The 17773-nt window shown below is 35.4% G+C and carries 15 protein-coding genes; 4 read left to right on the top strand and 11 right to left on the bottom strand.

Going from position 1 to position 17773, the window contains the following annotated elements; genetic code table 11:
• Positions 1-15: 15 nt before the first annotated feature.
• Positions 16-630, bottom strand: coding sequence for a hypothetical protein (locus tag G551_RS0102840; protein ID WP_027884149.1), 615 nt, complete (start codon positions 628-630; stop codon positions 16-18).
• 14 nt (positions 631-644) lie between these two features.
• Between G551_RS0102840 and cmk the strand changes: the two genes are divergently transcribed.
• From cmk to G551_RS0102820, 4 genes are all read left to right on the top strand, one after another.
• A complete protein-coding gene (gene cmk, locus G551_RS0102835; protein WP_036243209.1) occupies positions 645-1346 on the top strand; it encodes a (d)CMP kinase in 702 nt (233 codons plus the stop codon).
• 1 nt (position 1347) lies between these two features.
• The gene (locus G551_RS0102830; RefSeq protein WP_027884147.1) at positions 1348-2514 is read left to right on the top strand and encodes an MFS transporter; all 1167 of its coding nucleotides are present in this window, start codon (positions 1348-1350) and stop codon (positions 2512-2514) included.
• A 232-nt stretch (positions 2515-2746) separates the two neighbouring features.
• Positions 2747-4570 carry a 30S ribosomal protein S1 gene (gene rpsA, locus G551_RS0102825; RefSeq protein ID WP_027884146.1) on the top strand — a complete coding sequence of 608 codons (1824 nt, stop codon included), beginning with the start codon at positions 2747-2749 and terminating at the stop codon, positions 4568-4570.
• An 81-nt stretch (positions 4571-4651) separates the two neighbouring features.
• Entirely contained in the window at positions 4652-5152 is a 501-nt protein-coding gene (locus G551_RS0102820) for a GNAT family N-acetyltransferase (protein WP_027884145.1), read from the top strand.
• Positions 5153-5539: 387 nt separating this feature from the next.
• Here the strand turns inward: G551_RS0102820 and G551_RS0102810 are convergent, their stop codons facing one another.
• The 10 genes from G551_RS0102810 to G551_RS0102765 form a co-directional block, all read right to left on the bottom strand.
• Positions 5540-6070: a hypothetical protein gene (locus G551_RS0102810; RefSeq protein WP_027884143.1), complete on the bottom strand. Its 531-nt coding sequence runs from the start codon at positions 6068-6070 to the stop codon at positions 5540-5542.
• 101 nt (positions 6071-6171) lie between these two features.
• Positions 6172-7053, bottom strand: coding sequence for a DUF808 domain-containing protein (locus G551_RS0102805; protein WP_027884142.1), 882 nt, complete (start codon positions 7051-7053; stop codon positions 6172-6174).
• A gap of 27 nt (positions 7054-7080) precedes the next feature.
• Complete coding sequence (locus G551_RS0102800; protein ID WP_027884141.1) at positions 7081-9120, bottom strand: DUF349 domain-containing protein; 2040 nt, start codon at positions 9118-9120, stop codon at positions 7081-7083.
• 98 nt (positions 9121-9218) lie between these two features.
• On the bottom strand, positions 9219-9950 hold the full coding sequence (locus tag G551_RS0102795; RefSeq protein WP_027884140.1) for a shikimate dehydrogenase family protein: 732 nt from the start codon (positions 9948-9950) through the stop codon (positions 9219-9221).
• Entirely contained in the window at positions 9943-10971 is a 1029-nt protein-coding gene (locus tag G551_RS0102790) for a DUF368 domain-containing protein (protein WP_027884139.1), read from the bottom strand. The genes G551_RS0102795 and G551_RS0102790 overlap by 8 nt, the downstream gene beginning before the upstream one ends.
• Complete coding sequence (locus tag G551_RS0102785; RefSeq protein ID WP_027884138.1) at positions 10949-11893, bottom strand: DUF368 domain-containing protein; 945 nt, start codon at positions 11891-11893, stop codon at positions 10949-10951. The genes G551_RS0102790 and G551_RS0102785 overlap by 23 nt, the downstream gene beginning before the upstream one ends.
• A gap of 72 nt (positions 11894-11965) precedes the next feature.
• Positions 11966-13354 carry a tetratricopeptide repeat protein gene (locus tag G551_RS0102780; RefSeq protein ID WP_027884137.1) on the bottom strand — a complete coding sequence of 463 codons (1389 nt, stop codon included), beginning with the start codon at positions 13352-13354 and terminating at the stop codon, positions 11966-11968.
• Positions 13355-13452: 98 nt separating this feature from the next.
• The gene (locus G551_RS0102775; RefSeq protein WP_027884136.1) at positions 13453-14637 is read right to left on the bottom strand and encodes an aspartate aminotransferase family protein; all 1185 of its coding nucleotides are present in this window, start codon (positions 14635-14637) and stop codon (positions 13453-13455) included.
• The gene (locus tag G551_RS0102770) at positions 14638-16386 is read right to left on the bottom strand and encodes an OstA-like protein (RefSeq protein ID WP_229797300.1); all 1749 of its coding nucleotides are present in this window, start codon (positions 16384-16386) and stop codon (positions 14638-14640) included. It lies immediately after the preceding gene.
• A 111-nt stretch (positions 16387-16497) separates the two neighbouring features.
• Positions 16498-17769, bottom strand: coding sequence for an adenylosuccinate synthase (locus G551_RS0102765; RefSeq protein WP_027884134.1), 1272 nt, complete (start codon positions 17767-17769; stop codon positions 16498-16500).
• Positions 17770-17773 lie beyond the last annotated feature (4 nt).

The raw sequence follows: 17773 nt of genomic DNA, 5'->3' as shown, positions 1-17773 counted from the left end.
TTTTTAAGGTTATCGTTAGCAACTTGTACTATGGTTACAATAAGAAGCACCTCCATTTATACTTCCTATTTTATCACATTTACAGCCACCGTCTTTGGTAAAAGAACATTTTGAGCAATTAACACCGCTACAAGTATCGGCACTCATTGAAAGGGAAATCATAAATCTAGAGCTTGCAGATTGACTTTCTACTTCTTGACTTTGTACTTCAACTCTTAAGGTTGTCAACCCGCTTTCTTCATTATCAGCAATAGCTTCAATAAATTCTTTTCCATTAGTATCATTGTAAACGTAAATTATTTCACTATAATTACTTAATCCATCAAATAATGCATTTCTGTTGAAATGCTCTATAATTGTACTTTCTTCTGCTGATAAGTCCCCTAAATCTGAAACAGTTATATCGGTAACATAGTCACAAGAAGCAAATCTATCGCTAGATGGTGATGGGTCTGAAGATTCGAGGTCAAGATTCTTTTCAATAGATTGCTTTTGCAAGGTATCTGCATTATCTTCGCTGCAAGAAAAGAACACTAAAAATCCCATTAATAATAACATAATTTTTTTCATAATAAATAAGTTTTTAGGGTTAATTCCCTTAAAAATAAAAATAAAAATAAAAATATCCAAATAATTATTTGATTTTGAGCAATTTATCAAAAATAATCATTGCTATTGACGGTTATTCATCTACAGGTAAAAGTACCATCGCAAAACAACTCGCAAAAGTTTTAGGTTATGTTTATGTAGATACCGGCGCGATGTATCGTGCAGTCACTTTATATGCCTTGCAACACGATTTAATTTCTAAAGATGAATTTCTAAAAGAAAAATTAATTGAAAGTCTACCCGATATTCAACTTCAATTTCATTTTAATGCTGAAAAAGGTTTTGCTGAAATTTATTTGAATGGTAAAAATGTTGAAGAAAAGATTAGAACCCTAGAAGTTTCTAATTATGTAAGTCAGGTAGCTGCCGTTCCTGAAGTTCGAAAAAAACAAGTCGAGCAACAACATAAATTTGGAAAAGAAAAAGGAATCGTAATGGATGGCCGCGATATTGGTACCGTTGTTTTTCCGGAAGCCGAATTAAAACTATTTATGACCGCTTCTGCCGAAACTCGTGCGCAACGCAGGTATGATGAGCTACTACAAAAAGGAGAGAAAGTTACTTTCGAAGAAGTGTTAGAAAATGTAAAATCTCGAGACCACATTGATTCTACGCGTAAAGACTCACCTTTATTACAAGCCCCAGATGCAGTGGTGATCGATAATTCTGAAATGAGTTTAAACGAGCAATTTGAAAAAATTCTTGCCTTAGCTAAAAACGCGATCGAAAACGCTTAAGATGGCAGAGCAAAAACTCTCCAATTCTTTATTATACGTGATGGCAGTTGGCGCCGGTTTGGTGGTCGCTAATAACTATTACAACCAGCCACTATTAAATTTAATGGCAAAAAGCTTTCAGGTTTCAGAAGCGGCCGTGAGTAATATTCCGTTGTTTACGCAGTTGGGTTATGCGTTTGGTTTGCTGTTTATTATTCCGTTAGGAGATAAATTCAACCGCAAAAAACTTATTCTTTTCGATTTTATTGCGATCATTTCTTCCTTATTAATAGCTGCAATTTCCCCTTCATTATTGGTGTTAACGATCGCTAGTTTCTGTATTGGTTTTTCTTCGGTCGTGCCACAATTGTTTGTGCCAATGGCTGCGCAATTAGCCAATCCTAAAGATAAAGGTCGTGCAATTGGTATTGTGATGAGCGGTTTATTAATAGGTATTTTAGGTAGTCGCTCGATTAGTGGTTATGTAGGTGAATATCTAGGTTGGCGAAGTATGTATTTTATTGCCAGCGGAATCATGCTTTTGTATGCGTTGGTCTTGGTATTTAAACTCCCTTCATTAACTTCAGATTTTAAAGGAAGTTATGCTAAACTCATGCAATCCTTATGGAAATATTTTAAAGCTGAACCTTCGGTACGATTGGCTGCTTTGCGTGGTGGTTTGGGGTTTGCCGGTTTTAGTGCGTTTTGGACCACTTTGGTTTTTCTAATGGAAGATAATTTTAACTATGGAAGCGGGATTGCCGGTATGTTTGGTATTTTAGGAATTGGCGGAGCTTTAGCCGCAACTTGGGCTGGTAAACTTAGCGATAAAATGAATAAAAATCGACTCATTACTATTGCTACTTTGGTGATGGTTTTAGCTTGGGGTGTTTTTGAATTTTCAGGAAATTCGATCATCGGTTTGGTGATCGGCGTTATTTTTATCGATATGGGCTTGCAATCACTTCATATAACCAATCAAAACATCATCTTTTCTAAAAATCCTGAAGCCCGAAATCGAATCAATACCATTTATATGGTGGGGTATTTTATAGGCGGAGCTTTGGGGACAACTACTGGAGCTTATGCTTGGCAATGGTTCCAATGGTCTGGCGTTGCAAGTTTGGGTTTAATTTATACTATTTTAATACTTCTAGTGCATTTAATTTTTAAGCAAAAGACAGTTTGAAGTCTAATATTTTGATAGTCTGTAAGTTAAATTGAATTGGCTTTATTTCGAAAATTAAATTTTATCTCTTTCTAATTGTTTGAATATCAAAAAATAAATTGTACTTTTGCAACCCTTTTCGTGGCATTATTGGAAAGAGAAAAGGAATCTATAAAATTTTTACTAAAACTTCTATGTTTTAGCCGCTTAAATCTTCCGAAGAATATAGAATACAAATTTTTTAATCAGCACTATGGCTGAAGAAACAAAAAATCAAGAAGTTCAGGAAGTAGCAGGTATGGCTACCTCTTCTCAACCTAACGTAGAGAAGCAACAAGAAAATCCTGAAAAGTTTTTAGCAGAGTTTAACTGGCACAATTACGAAGAAGGAATCGATCCTATCGACGATGAAAAGCTAGAAGAATTCGAAAAATTAGTAGCAGAAAATTTCGTAGACACTTTAGATGATGAAGTAGTAGAAGGTACGGTAATCAACATTACAGATCGTGATGCTATTATCGATATCAATGCGAAAAGTGAAGGAGTTATTTCTCTTAACGAATTTCGTTACAACCCAGATTTAAAAGTAGGAGACAAAGTAGAAGTTCTTATCGATGTGCGTGAAGATGCAACAGGACAATTAGTACTTTCTCACCGTAAAGCTCGTGTAATCAAAGCTTGGGATCGCGTTAACGCGGCTCACGAAGAAGGAACAATCGTTAACGGATTCGTTAAATGTCGTACTAAAGGTGGTATGATCGTAGACGTATTTGGTATCGAAGCTTTCTTACCAGGTTCACAGATCGATGTGAAGCCAATTAGAGATTACGATGCTTACGTTGGTAAAACTATGGAATTTAAAGTGGTGAAGATCAACCACGAATTTAAGAACGTAGTTGTTTCTCACAAAGCGCTTATCGAAGCAGATATCGAAGAGCAGAAGAAAGAAATTATCGGTCAATTAGAAAAAGGTCAAGTATTAGAAGGTACTGTGAAGAATATCACTTCTTACGGTGTGTTTGTTGATCTTGGTGGAGTTGACGGATTAGTTCACATTACAGATCTTTCTTGGTCTAGAATCAACCATCCAAACGAGATCGTTGAGTTAGATCAGAAATTGAATGTGGTAATCTTAGACTTCGATGAGGCTAAGACAAGAATTCAATTAGGTCTTAAGCAGTTGAACAAGCATCCTTGGGAAGCTCTTGACGAAGAATTAAAAGTTGGAGATAAAGTAAAAGGTAAAGTAGTTGTAATCGCAGATTACGGTGCATTTATCGAAGTTGCTGAAGGTGTAGAAGGATTAATCCACGTTTCAGAAATGTCTTGGAGCACGCACTTACGTTCAGCTCAAGATTTCGTAAATGTTGGTGATGAGGTAGAAGCGCAAATCTTAACTTTAGATAGAGAAGAGCGTAAAATGTCTCTTGGTATTAAGCAATTAACTCCAGACCCTTGGACAGATATTACTTCTAAATACCCAGTTGGTTCTCGTCACACAGGAGTAGTAAGAAACTTTACTAACTTTGGTGTATTCGTAGAATTAGAAGAAGGTATCGATGGTTTAATTTACATCTCAGACCTTTCTTGGACTAAGAAAATTAAGCACCCATCAGAATTCTGTAACGTAGGAGATAAGTTAGACGTTGTAGTTCTTGAACTTGATGTTGAAGGACGTAAACTAAGCTTAGGTCACAAACAAACAGAAGATAACCCTTGGGATAAATACGAAACTGAATTCGCAGTAGGTACGAAGCACACAGCAACTATCGACGAGATGGTAGATAAAGGTGCAACGATCGAATTTAACGAAGACATTACTGCATTCGTTCCTACACGTCACTTAGAAAAAGAAGACGGTTCTAAATTAGGAAAAGGAGACGAAGCAGAATTCGTAATTATCGAGTTCAATAAAGAATTCAAAAGAGTTGTAGCTTCACATATGTCTATTCACAAGGAAGAAGAGGCAAAAATCGTTAAGCAAGCAGCTAAAAAAGCACAAGAAGATAACAAGCCTACATTAGGTGATGCTAACGCAGATCTTCAAGCTTTAAAAGATAAAATGGAAGGGAAATAATTTTCCCAACATTTAATCCTCAAAATCCCTTTCGTTAATTCGGAAGGGATTTTTTTATGAACTTTGTTTTAAAATAGAAAAATGAAACTTGAGTTTAAACAAATTCAAATAAGCGATAAAGCTAACGTCTTAGTATTATTTAAAGAAGCAGCCGAAAAAATTAGTAAGAAGAACGTCGATCATTGGCAGTATTGGAAAAATCCGCCACAAGAAAAAATAGCTTGGGTAGAAGAAGGGATTCAGAATAAAGAATTTTTCTTCATCACCAATAAAAATGAAGATTTAATAGGAATGGTGAGAATTTTAAATGAAGATCAATTGTATTGGGGAGCACAACAAGAAAAAGCTAAATATGTACATTCGCTAGTCGTCAAAGAAGAGTTTAATGGTAAAGGAATCGGCGCAAAAATTCTTCAAAAGATCGAGACGAAGGCTAAAAAAGATGATTGTAATTATTTAAGACTCGATGCAGATACCAAAAACCCTAAGCTTTGCCATTATTACGAAAATTTAGGATTCAAAAAAGTTGGCGTTAAAGAATTACCCTTATCTACCTACCAGCTCTATCAAAAAGAATTATAACACGTCAACCATCAACTGTCAACTGTAAACTGTAAACTGTATACTGTAAACTTAAAACTGGTCACTATTTTTCTGTTCGAGCCGGGCTTTCCGTTACAAGTACGCAGCAAAAGCCTCAAAAAAATAAAGCCTTTTAAAAAGCTTCTGTCGTCGCTTTCTAAAAGGCAAATTTTTTAAAAAGTTTTGCTTTACGGGCTTTTCACTACAATCCCTAACAGGATTAATAATAAGAAAAACAAACAATTTTTTAATGTTCTCCATTCCTGCAAGGTTTGTATAACCTTGTAGGTTTATAATGTTCAAAATTTATAATCAATACCTACAAGGTCGAAAAGAGACCTTGCAGGATATTTTTTATGTTAGAATTAGAATTCAACTCTGAAAAAATTAAATCTGCTGTGAAGAAGTTGTGAACCTTGTTTTTTCAGTTTCAACTTCATTTTCAGCAGATCTTTCAGAAGTAGATTCTTCTACATCTTCAAAACCTTCCGAGAAGTTTTGGTCGCCAAAAAACTGTGCTTGCATTTGTTGCATGCGTTGCATCATTTTCTTTCTCATTTCCGAAGGATTCATATTTAGCATCGATTCCCCAAAGAAATCATCAAAAGAATTCTCGAAACCAGTACTATTAAAATTTTGCATATGTGCTTGCATCATTTTACGAGCGTTTGCCATTAAGCTATCCATTTCTTGCGGGTTCACTTGACGACCGTTTACCGACGACCAAGAATAGGAGTAGGTCGAGTCTTTTCTAATCAAGTTTCCGTGTTCATCAAATTCTTTATGAACTTCCCAATTACCTTGCGGACTTTTACCTTTTATTTCTTCGTAATTCTTAGAAGATGTTGCTTTTTCAGTTTGTGAAGAACAAGACCAGAAAAAGCCTAAACTCAAAACAACTAATGCTAACTTTTTCATGATATTTACTGTTTTTTTGTAAAATTATTTATCAAAAAAAATACCAAATTAAATTACTGTCAGCTTTTAAAAGATGTAGAACTTCAGAAAAGTTTTAAACCTTAATTAGTGAAAGATTTCTTTAATTTGAGAAATAGTTGAACAACTAAAAATGCAGCAAAACCAAAGATGAGCCCCACAACAAATTCAGCAATTATAGAAGGAATCGCTTCCGGAATTAAATGATGAATAAATTCAACATTATGTACAAAAATTCCTCCCGAAACAAGTATCAACGCGATTGTACCGATAAAAGTTAAACCTTTAATTACTTTGGGAAGTGCAGCTACTAAAAACTTACCTAAATTAAATTTAAGTCCAGATTCTTTATCGCTACTTTCGATAAGTGCATAACCTGCTTCATCCATTCTTACGATTAAGGCTACAATACCATAAACGCCAATAGTAGCAATGATAGCGATGATGCTTACCACAATAATTTGTTCTAAAATAGGCTCACCAACAACAGTACCTAACGTAATGATCACAATTTCTACCGATAAAATAAAATCGGTTAAAATTGCAGATTTTACACGTTCTTTCTCTAAGGCAAGAATCTCTTCTTTGGTTTCTACTTGTTTGAGTTCTTCTTTTTTAGAATCACCGTGATGAGGCACAAAATAATGAAATATTTTCTCGGCACCTTCAAAACCTAAGTAGCAACCGCCAAGCAATAAAATAATGGTAATTGCAATGGGTAAAAACGCGCTTAATAAAAACGCGATAGGTAAAATAATGAGTTTATTTAATAGCGAACCTTTGGTTATTGCCCAAAGCACCGGTATTTCTCTTGAAGAAACAAAACCCGATGCTTTTTCTGCATTTACCGCTAAGTCGTCTCCTAAAATACCGGCTGTTTTTTTTGCCGCTACTTTACTCATCGTAGCGACATCGTCCATTAAAGCAGCAATATCATCTAATATTGCAAAAATTCCTGATGCCATAAAAATGTGTTGATCTAGATTAGTTGATTAAAGCGATCTTACTTTTTTCAATTTAGCTTTCCAGGTTTCTAATTGAACTTTATGTCGTTCTATATTTTTAAGCACGTCGCGCACCATTGGGTTGCTTTCGTCTACATTAGCGAAAAATTGCATGTTATTTTCTAACTGCGTGATCTCTGCTTTTGTTTCTGAAATTTTCTTACGTAAAAAGCTTTCCTCACGCTCAATTTGTCTAGAATCGTCGGCTTCATCTAAGGCTTGTACGCGGTTTTCGTACTTCATCATTTCAGCTTCTTTTCTACCAATGTCTAATTGACTAAATAGCTGATCTAATACTTTGTTGAATTTACCTTCGATGTAACGCTTGTTAAAAGGTACGCGCCCAATTTCTTTCCACTCAGCGATCTTAGCTTTGATTAATTTTAAATCTTCTTCAGGGTTGCCTTGAAGTTCTAAAGATTTTGCAGCATCTAATAATTCTTTCTTTTTATCGAAGGCTTCATTTTCTTCTTTGTTCTCTTCGTTTCTAACGGCGTGAAGTCTATCGAAATAATGATTACAGGCACTTTTAAAACGCTTCCAGATCTTATCGCTGTCTTTTCTAGGGACGTGACCAATTTGCTTCCAGTTAGACTGGATTTTCTTCATAATTGGTGTCGTTGCTTTAAAATCTTCGTTGTCTTTATTGTCTTCAGCAATTTCAACAAGTTCAAGCTTTTTCTCTAGATTTTTGTATTGTTCTTTTTTGAGATTCTTGTAATAAGCGTTTTTCTTTCTGTTAAACGTTCTTACATTTTCTTTAAAAGCCTGCCAAGTTTCTTCATTTACTTTTAAAGGTACTTTTCCTGCTTTAAAGAATTGATCTCTAAGCGCTTCAATTTTTTTAATTTGTTGCTGCGCTTGGTTGTGTGAAGTAATGTCTTTATCAGCAATTTCTTTAATATCGTTGATGATTTGCTGCTTTACTTTTAAATTTTTCTCTTTTACTTTATCAAGATCGGCAAAATGTGCTTGGCGATTTTCATGAATTTTTTTGGTCGCTTCGCTAAATTTCTCCCAAATATCTTCACGGTATTCTTTAGCGACCGGCCCAACATCTTCTTTCCACATTTTATGGAGCATTTGCAATTCTCTAAATGCTCTATTAATGTTGGTTTCTTCTGCTAACTCTTCTGCACGAGCGATCATTTTTAATTTTTGCTCTAGGTTGTGCTTAAAGTCCATATCTCTAAACTCACGATCTAGGTGCAAGAAATCATAAAAGTTTTCTACGTGATGGTGATAAGTGTTCCATACCATTTTGTATTGCTCTCGTGGTACGGGACCGGCTTTTTTCCAACGTTCTTGAAGTTCTTTAAACTGGCTAAAGTTAGCACCCATATCGGCACCGGCACCAATCATCCCTTTTAATTCTTCAATAATCGCTAAACGTTCTTCTAAGTTTTTTTGAAGGTTGTTTTTTAGCTGTTGGTAATGATTATTTCTTTTTTCTTTATAATCGAAATAGATCGAGTTGAATTCTTTCTTGATCGGACTCGAATAATGGAAATCGATAATGTTACCACCTTCTTCTAAGAAATCTTCTTTTTTCTGCTCCATTTCTTCTTCAAACTTCGCATCAAACTCTGTTTTAATTTCTTGAACGTGGTCTCTAATATGCTGAACTTTTTCATTTTTCACTAAAGAAGAAAGTTCTCTCACAAGCTCCGGCATCGACATAGCGTGGTAATCTTTCATTTCGATCCCGTGGCGTTCGTGCGCATCTTCATCTTCGCTATCTTCCGCAATAGCGTTGTCTAGCTCATCTTGGTGAGCATTATCTTCGTTGCTTGCTTTTTCTTCTTTCTCTGCTGAAGTTTCTTGTGCCGTAGCTTCATCTTTTGCTTCTTTGCTGGTAGAATTTAGCTCTTCGTTGGTCGTGTTGGACGGTTCTTTTTGAGACTCGTCGATCATCGATTGTTCTACTTCAGAATGTGTTTCAGGCGTTTTTGCTTCTTCATTTGCAGGTAAAGAAGTTTGCTTTTTGGTATTCTCTTCTTGTGATGGAGATTTTTCTTTATCAGACATATCTTTCAATGTTTAAGTTCATCTTAAATTAGTCTTGAAAGATAGTAACTCCTAAGTTAGTCTGCAAAAAAAAGTATAAATCTTAAAAAAACTCTTGATTAATCTTCGTTCCAAATTTCCCAAGAACGTTCTGCTTGATATTCTAGCATTTTTTGACCATTATAAATTTTACAGCCTTTTACTTTTCCGTTGGCTAAAAAGGTAGTTAGCGGCGGGTTGTACACCAAGTCGTACAATAAGTGACGATGATCTAAAAACTCATACGGTAGTGCGGGAGCTTCATCTAAATTAGGATGCGTTCCTAAGGGCGTACAATTCACAATTAAAAAATGCTTTTCTAACACTTCTTTCGTGATTTGATCGTAAGATAAGTCGTTTTTACTAGGGTTTCGAGAGACAAATTTATATTCGATGCCCAACGATCTTAGTGCGTGAGCAACTGCTTTTGAAGCGCCGCCGGTTCCTAAAATTAAAGCTTCGGTATGTTGTTTTTCGAGTAACGGAAAAAGCGATTTCATAAAGCCAAAACAATCGGTGTTATAACCTACTAGCTTTTTATTTTTTACCTGAATGGTATTTACCGCGCCAATTTTTGCAGCTTGTTCGTCTAATTGATCTAAAAACGGAAGAATAGCTTGTTTGTAGGGGATCGTTACATTTAAACCTTTTAAGTTTTTTTCGTGCGCAACAATCTCTCGAAAATCTGCTAAACTCGGTAAGTCGAAGTTTTGATAGCGAGCGTGAATTTCTTCCGCAGCAAATTTTTTTTCAAAATAACTTTTAGAAAATGAATAAGAAATATTTTTCCCTACTAATCCGTATTTATCCATTTGTATTGGTATTGGCGTTTTTATTTCCGTAGCGTTCTAGACCTAACACTATTAATATTCCCAAAATTATAAAAAATATCGCGATCCAAGTGGTCATATCGGTCAAATGCGGTAAATATCGATCATAGTTATCTAAAACTAGATTTCCGTTAGCGTCTTTTAATAATTCTCCGTTGGCTCGGGTTTTAAAGACTTTTTCTTTCCAAGGCCAAACAACGCCTAACGAACCGGTAATAAAACCAATAATCACCGCATAAGTAATATTTTTGTAATGCTTTAAAACATAACCTAATGCGTGCGATAAGGTAACTAAACCAACTACAGAACCTAAAGTGAATGAGGTTAAAACCTTAAGTAAGTTAGTTCTTTCTTGGTTATCTACAAAAGAAAAATCGAATTTTGCGATATCGGTAAGCGTATCGAAAAGCGCATTTACAGAATCTACGAGTAGTAAAACGTAATTGCCGATAAGAATTAAGATGAAAGAACCTGAAAGTCCCGGAAGCGTCATCCCGGAAACACCTATAATTCCGCAGACAAATACAAACCAGAGATTATCATTCTCGGTAGCGGGTTCCATGAGGCTAATGCCGACGCCGGCTACAATTCCGAAGAAAATAAAGAGCAGATTGTTGAAAGATTTCAATTTAAAATCTTTAGAAATATAATAGATCGAACCGATGATCATCCCGAAGAAAGCCGACCAAACGTATAGCTCAAAATGTTCAATAAGAAAATCGAGTAATTTAGAAACGCTAAAGTAACTAATCACCATTCCTAAAATAAGTAAGCCTAAAAATTTACCATTTACATAATGGTATAAACTTTTAAACCGACCATTGATCAACAACAAAAAAGCTTTGTAATTTACTTTTTGAAGCGAATAAATAAACTCCTCGTAAAAACCGGCCACAAAAGCAACCACACCACCAGAAACGCCGGGAACTTTATTGGCGGCTCCCATGGCTAAACCTTTTAAAACTAAGAATATTTTGTCTTTAAGTGTTCGGGTTTGCTGCATCTTCGTCTGGCTTCTGTTCTGCTAATTTCTCTAAAATAATGATTAAAAAGAAACCGGCAAGCATTAAAAGAATGGCGAATAAAAGTTGAGCATCACCTTCAAAATTAGAAGGTAATACTGATTTATCTTTAAGAACGATCACTTTTTCTTCTATTTGTGTGCTTTCTAAAACTTTTTTCCAAGGCCAGATTTTGTTGAGTGAACCCGTGATAAAACCAGTTAACACAGCTAAAGTGATGTTTCTGTAATGCGCAAAAAGCCATTTTAAAATTTTAGAAAAAGTAAGTAATCCCACAATAGCGCCTAAGCCAACTAACGCAATTTTTTTGAAATCGAAATCGTGAACGGCTTGAGTGATATTTCGGTAAGCGCCCATTAAAACCAAAATAAACGCACCCGATATTCCCGGTAAGATCATCGCACAAACTGCAACCGCGCCACAGATTAATAAATACATATAACTGTCTGAAGAAGCCGCGGGTGGGAGCGAGGTAATGTAATACGCAACTGCAGCTCCGATGATCGCGGCAATAAATGTTGAAATTTTCCATTTATCGATTTGTTTGGCAACAAACCAAATACTGGCTACTACTAACCCAAAAAAGAACGACCAAATAAGTACGGGATGCTCTTTAAGTAAATAATTGGCTAAACGCATAAACGTGAAAACACTAAACAAAATACCAATTAGCAGCGAAACGATAAAACCACCGTTAAGCTGATTCCAGAATGCTTTAAAACCTTGAGATTTCCAGGTTTTAAAAAGTGAAATATCTACATTGCCAATCGTGGTGATTAATTCTTCGTAAATCCCTGAAATAAAAGCTATTGTTCCACCGGAAACTCCCGGGACGGTATCTGCAGCACCCATCGCTACTCCTTTAAGCGCAATAGTGAAGTAATCTTTAAAATTTCGTTGCATATGCTCGTTTAAAAAGTAAAAGTACTAAAATTACTTTTGAAAGGAAGCAGGAATACTTGTTTATGTTACGAATTATGCGTGTTTATCGATCAAGGTTTTTACGCTGTTTCTTTTGAAGATCTCCGGAAATAATTCTTCAATAATAATTGAATATTCTGCATCGATCTTTAGCGCATTTTTTAAATGGTAATAACCACGATCTCCTTGATTTAAACAGAAATATAAACCGGCCAAACGATATTCGATCTCTGCTGTTTCAGGATAAAATTCGATGGCTTGATACATCGTGTCTAAAGCGGTTTCAAATTCACCTAAATTAATAAGTAAATCGCAACGAGTAATCCAGGTTTCTAATTCGTAATTCCCTAATTCGATCGCTTTTTGGTAGCCTTTTTCTGCTTCTTCAACATAATTTAAACGATTGTTGATTTTTGCAAAACGCTTCCAATACAATACATTTTCGCTATCGATACTAATAGCTTTGTTGATGTAATATAGCGCTTTCGGGTAGTTAAGTTTTCTTGAATAAAAATCGGTAATCGCGATCCAGGCTTTGTCTAAAAGCGGATCTTCATCGACTGCTTTAGAATAGAAATCTAAAGCTAACTTCGATTTTTTTAATTTCTCGTAGCATTTACCAATTCTTAAATAAGCAAAAGCAGTAGGATCGTCAAGTTCTAGAGTGATATGATAATTTTCGATCGCTTCTTTTAAACGCCCCATTTTTTCTAGCACTTTTCCTTTTTCCATATAAGCGCCGACAAAATAATCGTCAGAAATAATGGCAAAATCGAAGGCAGCTAAGGCTTTATCGTATTCTTTTAAATCGAAATACTGTTTTCCAACTTGGTGCCAAGCAACTTCAGAATAAGGATGTTTGTCTAAAAATAAATTAAGGTAATCGATCGCTTCTCGGCGTTGCTCTAAAAAGTCGAAACAGTAAATTATATTGTAAAGCGCGGCATAATCGTCGTTTTCTAATTCTAAGCAACGCATAAAATTAAGTTTCGCGTTTTCGTAATCTTCAAGAAACATATATTCCATCGCCATGAGCGAATAGATCTCGGCTTCTTCCGCAGTAAATTCTAAAGCGGTTTCTAGCGTATTGATCGCCATTTCGTGATTATCTTGTTTTGAGAAGATGTTGGCTTTCTGTATATAAATTTCGTCGTTAGAAGGTTCTAACTCGTGCAATTCATTCAATAATAAATCGGCTTCAGTAAGTTTATTCTCGAAGATCAAGATCTCTACCTTAAATAATTTTAAGACGCTCGCATCGGGATGTTGTTCTAAACCAAGCTTCACCGCTTTTTTAGCTAAAGCGAATTTTCCGGTTTCTAAATAGTGAAAAATAATTCCTTCGAACTCATTAGAATCAAAGAATAAAACGTCGTTAGTTTTAAGCATCGATTCGAATTTGGAAAGAGAGAAATTGTGATCTTCGTTTTGACTTAACTGCATACACGAAATTTTACTGATTTCTACTGTATTAAATTTACTTAGTATAACGCTGAATTCTAAAAAAACATGCGTTTGTTGTTAACAAAGTAATTAACAGCCTAATTTTTATAAATTTTATCTAAAATGGCAAGGATGATTTTACAGCCTTTTTCGATCTCTTCTTTTGAAATTGTTAATGGAGGAGTAATTCTTACCGCACGTTTTTCAAATAATAACCAAAAGAGAATGAGTTCGTTATCTTTAGCTTCTAAAATTACTTGATTAGCAATCTCTTCTGAAGAAACGATAGCGGCTAACATTAAACCTTTACCGCGAACTTCTTCGATTAACGGATGCACCAATAGAGTTTTAAACAGCTTTTCTTTTTCAAGTGTTTCTTCAATTAATGAAGTTGAAGTAATTTCTTCTAAGGTGGCTAAGGCTGAAGCTGCGATCAACGGATTGCCGCCAAATGTGGTAATATGTCCCATTTTAGGATTATCGCTGAGAGAATCCATCAACTTTTCGGAAGCAACAAAAGCGCCAACCGGTAAACCACCGGCCATTCCCTTACCGATTACTAAAATGTCGGGAATAATCCCAAAATGTTCGTAAGCAAATAGTTTACCTGTTCTACCAAAACCAGGCTGAATTTCATCTAAGATCAATAACGCACCAACTTCTTCACAACGTTGCTTTACTTTTTTTAGAAAATCATCTTTTGGCTGAATAAATCCGGCGCCACCTTGAATGGTTTCTAAAATAACCGCTGCCGTTTTCTTAGTGATCGTATCTAAACTCGTTTCATCATTAAAATTCAAAAACGAAATTTCCGGTAATAAAGGCTCAAAAGGTTTTTTGCGTTCTTCAAAGTCCATTAAACTTAAAGAACCCATGGTGTTTCCGTGGTAAGCGCGATGTGCTGCAATAATTTCTTGCCTTCCCGTATATCGACGCGCTAATTTTAGAGCGCCTTCGATGGCTTCGGTTCCGCTGTTCACTAAGTAGGTTTTCGCGTTCGGAATATCGACTTTTTTACTTAAAAGCTTTGTGTAATTTACAGCAGGAGATTGCGCATATTCTCCATAAACCATGACGTGCAAATACTTTTCACTTTGCTCTTTGATGGCTTTCACGATTTTTGGGTGTGAATGCCCTAAGCTACAGGCAGAAACTCCGGCAACAAAATCTAAATGTGCTTTACCGTCGGTTGTGTAAATATAACTTCCTTTTGCGCTTGAAACCTCTAAACCTAATGGGTGAGGCGTAGTTTGCGCTTGATATGTTAGAAAATCTTTATTCAATTACTTGCTTTCTTTTTTCTTTTTAAGCGGAATATTTTTCATCTTTTTTTGCTGCGGAATGCTGTCTTTTACGATCTCATCGGTTTCTCGATGCTGAAGCATTTCCGGACTTAAGCGCGAATTTTCATTCAGCAATTCGCCGTCTTCTTCATCGCGTTCTTCAAAGAAATATTCTTCTTCCTTAGGAAGCGGAATGCCTTTGATCTTTGGAAGATTTAGCGGAGCTTCATCTGAAAATAAATCTTGTTTACTTTTTATTTGTTCGTCGCCGCGCCAATTAAAACCTCTCAGTCTACGAGCATTTTCAGGGAAATCACTTTCTTGGTAAAGTATGTTTTCTGCATCGGTATTGTAATAGATGTCAGAAACATTTTTTTCATCAAAAAGAATTTTAATGGAAGAAGAGATCGCTTTGTTAATACCGATCAATGTGCCTTCATCATCAAAACTATAATAAATGGTTTCTGTATTTTTAATGAAATTGGCTTCAGAAAGTTGATTTTCATCATCAAAAAGCCCGTACATTTCTTTTCCTTTTACTTGATTATAACCTTCAATCGAATCTTTTTGGATCATAAAAGCATTATAAAACACTTTTAGCGTATCCATTTTTTCGGTTTTTCGATCGTTAATTAAATGAATGCTATCACCCGTCATTTGGCTGTTTCCCGACCAAACGACCGGTTTGCCGATCATTTGAGTGAGCCCTGTTTTTTCGTTTATATGAATAGAATCACATTTCCCATTCATATCGCTTTTATACATTTTAGAATGATAGAAGCCGCGAATAATTCTGTTTTCCGGTTTACCGGTGATCATTAAAGTGTCGCTATGAATATGAATAGAATCGAGTTCCTGCTTCATCGAGGCGATGGCTCGTTTAGTGATGAATAATGAATCTTTATCCCGAAAAACTTCCGCATAATGACCTCGAATAATCGATTGATTAGCGGTATCGGTAACTTTTATATTATTGGTTGCCGAAGCAAAACTTTCTGCTTGATTAAAATAAATACTGTCACCCTGAAGCTTTCGGTTATCGTAATAAACCGTTGAATTCTTTACAAAATAACCTTTATCATTTCTAGTATCGTAATAACCGCGTTCGCAGTAAATTTTATTGTTTTCGCTAGTAATGGTCGAAGGCCCGTAAAGATAAGCATTACCGGTAGCTGAATAAAAATCGAGCTGTTGCGAGTTGATCACATAATCGGGATTGGTCACCACCACATCTCTTTTGAAGGAATATTTCTCTTGTTCCATAAAATACCTTCCTACAACACTGGTAATCGTACTTGCAGTATCTTTTACTTTACCGCCACTACGGTAAAAAGATTCTTGTTTAATACGGTCGAAAAATAAAGTATCGGTTGTTAGCGTATTGCTTGGTGTGGTGAGTTTTACATCGGTACTGGCAAAAGCAAATTTGGTTTGACCATTATATTCGGCGTAATCACTCGTCATATTAATGGTATCGCCTTGCTTCATTTTTACATTTCCGTAGGCTTTAAAAAAATCTGATTCTTTATAAAAAATGGCTTGATCACACCACACCTCGATCCCTTCGTGATTAAAATAAACCTGATTATCGATCTTGGCTAAAATAAAAGCTCCGGGATATTTCTCTTCGTCTTTATAAGAGCGATCACTGGTATAATCTATTTTTTTAGGTTCAGTTTTTTGAGCGAAACTTATTGCTGAAGTTAGCAATAAGAAACTGAAAAGTATATAGGTAATGAAATTTTTCAACAGCAAAAATTTTATTCAAAAATAAGAATTTGTTTGTTTTGAACTTGTGTTAATCAAAAAACGCTCCAAAATAATTTTTGAAGCGTTTTTTTATATCTTAAATTCAAGAAATTATCTCATAATCGTTTGTTTTCTGTCTGGACCAACAGAAACGATCTTGATCGGCACTTCTAATTCTTTTTCGATAAAAGTGATGTAATCTTTAAATTCTTGAGGAAATTCTGACTCTTCTGTCATTTTAGTTAAGTCTTCTTTCCAACCTTTGATCTCTTTGTAAATAGGAGTAAGGTTTTCTTCTTCAATATTGTAAGGTAAATGTTCTATTTCTTCACCTTTATATTTGTAACCGGTACAAACTTTAAGCGTTTCAAAACCACTTAAAACGTCACCTTTCATCATCATTAATTGCGTCACACCGTTTACTTGAACTGCGTATTTTAAAGCAACTAAATCTAACCAACCGCATCTTCTTGGTCTTCCGGTGGTGGCTCCAAACTCGTTACCAACTTTTGCCATAGTTTTCCCATCTTCATCGAATAATTCAGTAGGGAAAGGTCCGCTTCCTACACGAGTGGTATATGCTTTAAAAATACCAAACACTTCGTTGATCTGGTTTGGTGCTATCCCTAAACCTGTACAAGCTCCGGCAGCTGTAGTGTTACTAGAAGTTACAAACGGGTAGGTACCAAAATCGATATCTAGTAAAGAACCTTGAGCTCCTTCAGCTAAGATCGTTTTGTTTTCTTTTTGTGCGCGGTGCAAATATTCTTCAGAATCGATAAAAGGTAATTTTTTTAAGACTTTAATCGCCTCGAAAAACTCTTTTTCTAATTCTTTTAAGTTATACTGAATATCTACGCCATAGTGAGAGATCATCGACTCGTGCTTATCTGCCAAGTTTCTATATTTCTCTTTCCAATCGTTCATTTCTAAATCACCAATACGTAAACCGTTACGTCCGGTTTTGTCCATATACGTTGGGCCAATACCTTTTAAAGTTGAACCAATTTTAGCTTTACCTTTAGCAGCTTCTGATGCAGCATCTAAAAGTCTGTGTGTCGGTAAGATGATGTGAGCTTTTCTAGAAATTAGCAATTTAGAAACGTAATCTAGATCGAATTTTTCTAAATTGTCTAATTCTTTTTTGAAAATTACAGGATCGATTACTACTCCGTTCCCCACTAAATTAATGGCATCTTTATGAAAAATACCTGAAGGAATCGTGTGTAATACGTGTTTAATGCCGTCAAATTCTAAGGTATGACCAGCGTTAGGACCTCCTTGAAATCTTGCAATAATATTGTAATTAGCGGTGAGTACGTCTACAATTTTACCTTTTCCTTCGTCTCCCCACTGTAGCCCAAGTAGCAAATCTACTGCCATAAAT

The sequence above is a fragment of the Mesonia mobilis DSM 19841 genome (genome assembly GCF_000423405.1).
GTDB classification, from domain to species: domain Bacteria; phylum Bacteroidota; class Bacteroidia; order Flavobacteriales; family Flavobacteriaceae; genus Mesonia; species Mesonia mobilis.
Note: the sequence above shows the minus strand (reverse complement) of the source record. Positions and strands in the feature narration are given on the sequence as shown.

What these genes read in the sequence shown, in the direction of transcription:
- G551_RS0102830 (WP_027884147.1), top strand. Translation starts at nt 1,348, where the DNA reads ATGGCAGAGCAAAAACTCTCCAATTCTTTATTATACGTGATGGCAGTT.
- rpsA (WP_027884146.1), top strand. Translation starts at nt 2,747, where the DNA reads ATGGCTGAAGAAACAAAAAATCAAGAAGTTCAGGAAGTAGCAGGTATG.
- G551_RS0102820 (WP_027884145.1), top strand. Translation starts at nt 4,652, where the DNA reads ATGAAACTTGAGTTTAAACAAATTCAAATAAGCGATAAAGCTAACGTC.
- G551_RS0102810 (WP_027884143.1), bottom strand. Translation starts at nt 6,070, where the DNA reads ATGAAAAAGTTAGCATTAGTTGTTTTGAGTTTAGGCTTTTTCTGGTCT.
- G551_RS0102805 (WP_027884142.1), bottom strand. Translation starts at nt 7,053, where the DNA reads ATGGCATCAGGAATTTTTGCAATATTAGATGATATTGCTGCTTTAATG.
- G551_RS0102800 (WP_027884141.1), bottom strand. Translation starts at nt 9,120, where the DNA reads ATGTCTGATAAAGAAAAATCTCCATCACAAGAAGAGAATACCAAAAAG.
- G551_RS0102795 (WP_027884140.1), bottom strand. Translation starts at nt 9,950, where the DNA reads ATGGATAAATACGGATTAGTAGGGAAAAATATTTCTTATTCATTTTCT.
- G551_RS0102790 (WP_027884139.1), bottom strand. Translation starts at nt 10,971, where the DNA reads ATGCAGCAAACCCGAACACTTAAAGACAAAATATTCTTAGTTTTAAAA.
- G551_RS0102785 (WP_027884138.1), bottom strand. Translation starts at nt 11,893, where the DNA reads ATGCAACGAAATTTTAAAGATTACTTCACTATTGCGCTTAAAGGAGTA.
- G551_RS0102780 (WP_027884137.1), bottom strand. Translation starts at nt 13,354, where the DNA reads ATGCAGTTAAGTCAAAACGAAGATCACAATTTCTCTCTTTCCAAATTC.
- G551_RS0102765 (WP_027884134.1), bottom strand. Translation starts at nt 17,769, where the DNA reads ATGGCAGTAGATTTGCTACTTGGGCTACAGTGGGGAGACGAAGGAAAA.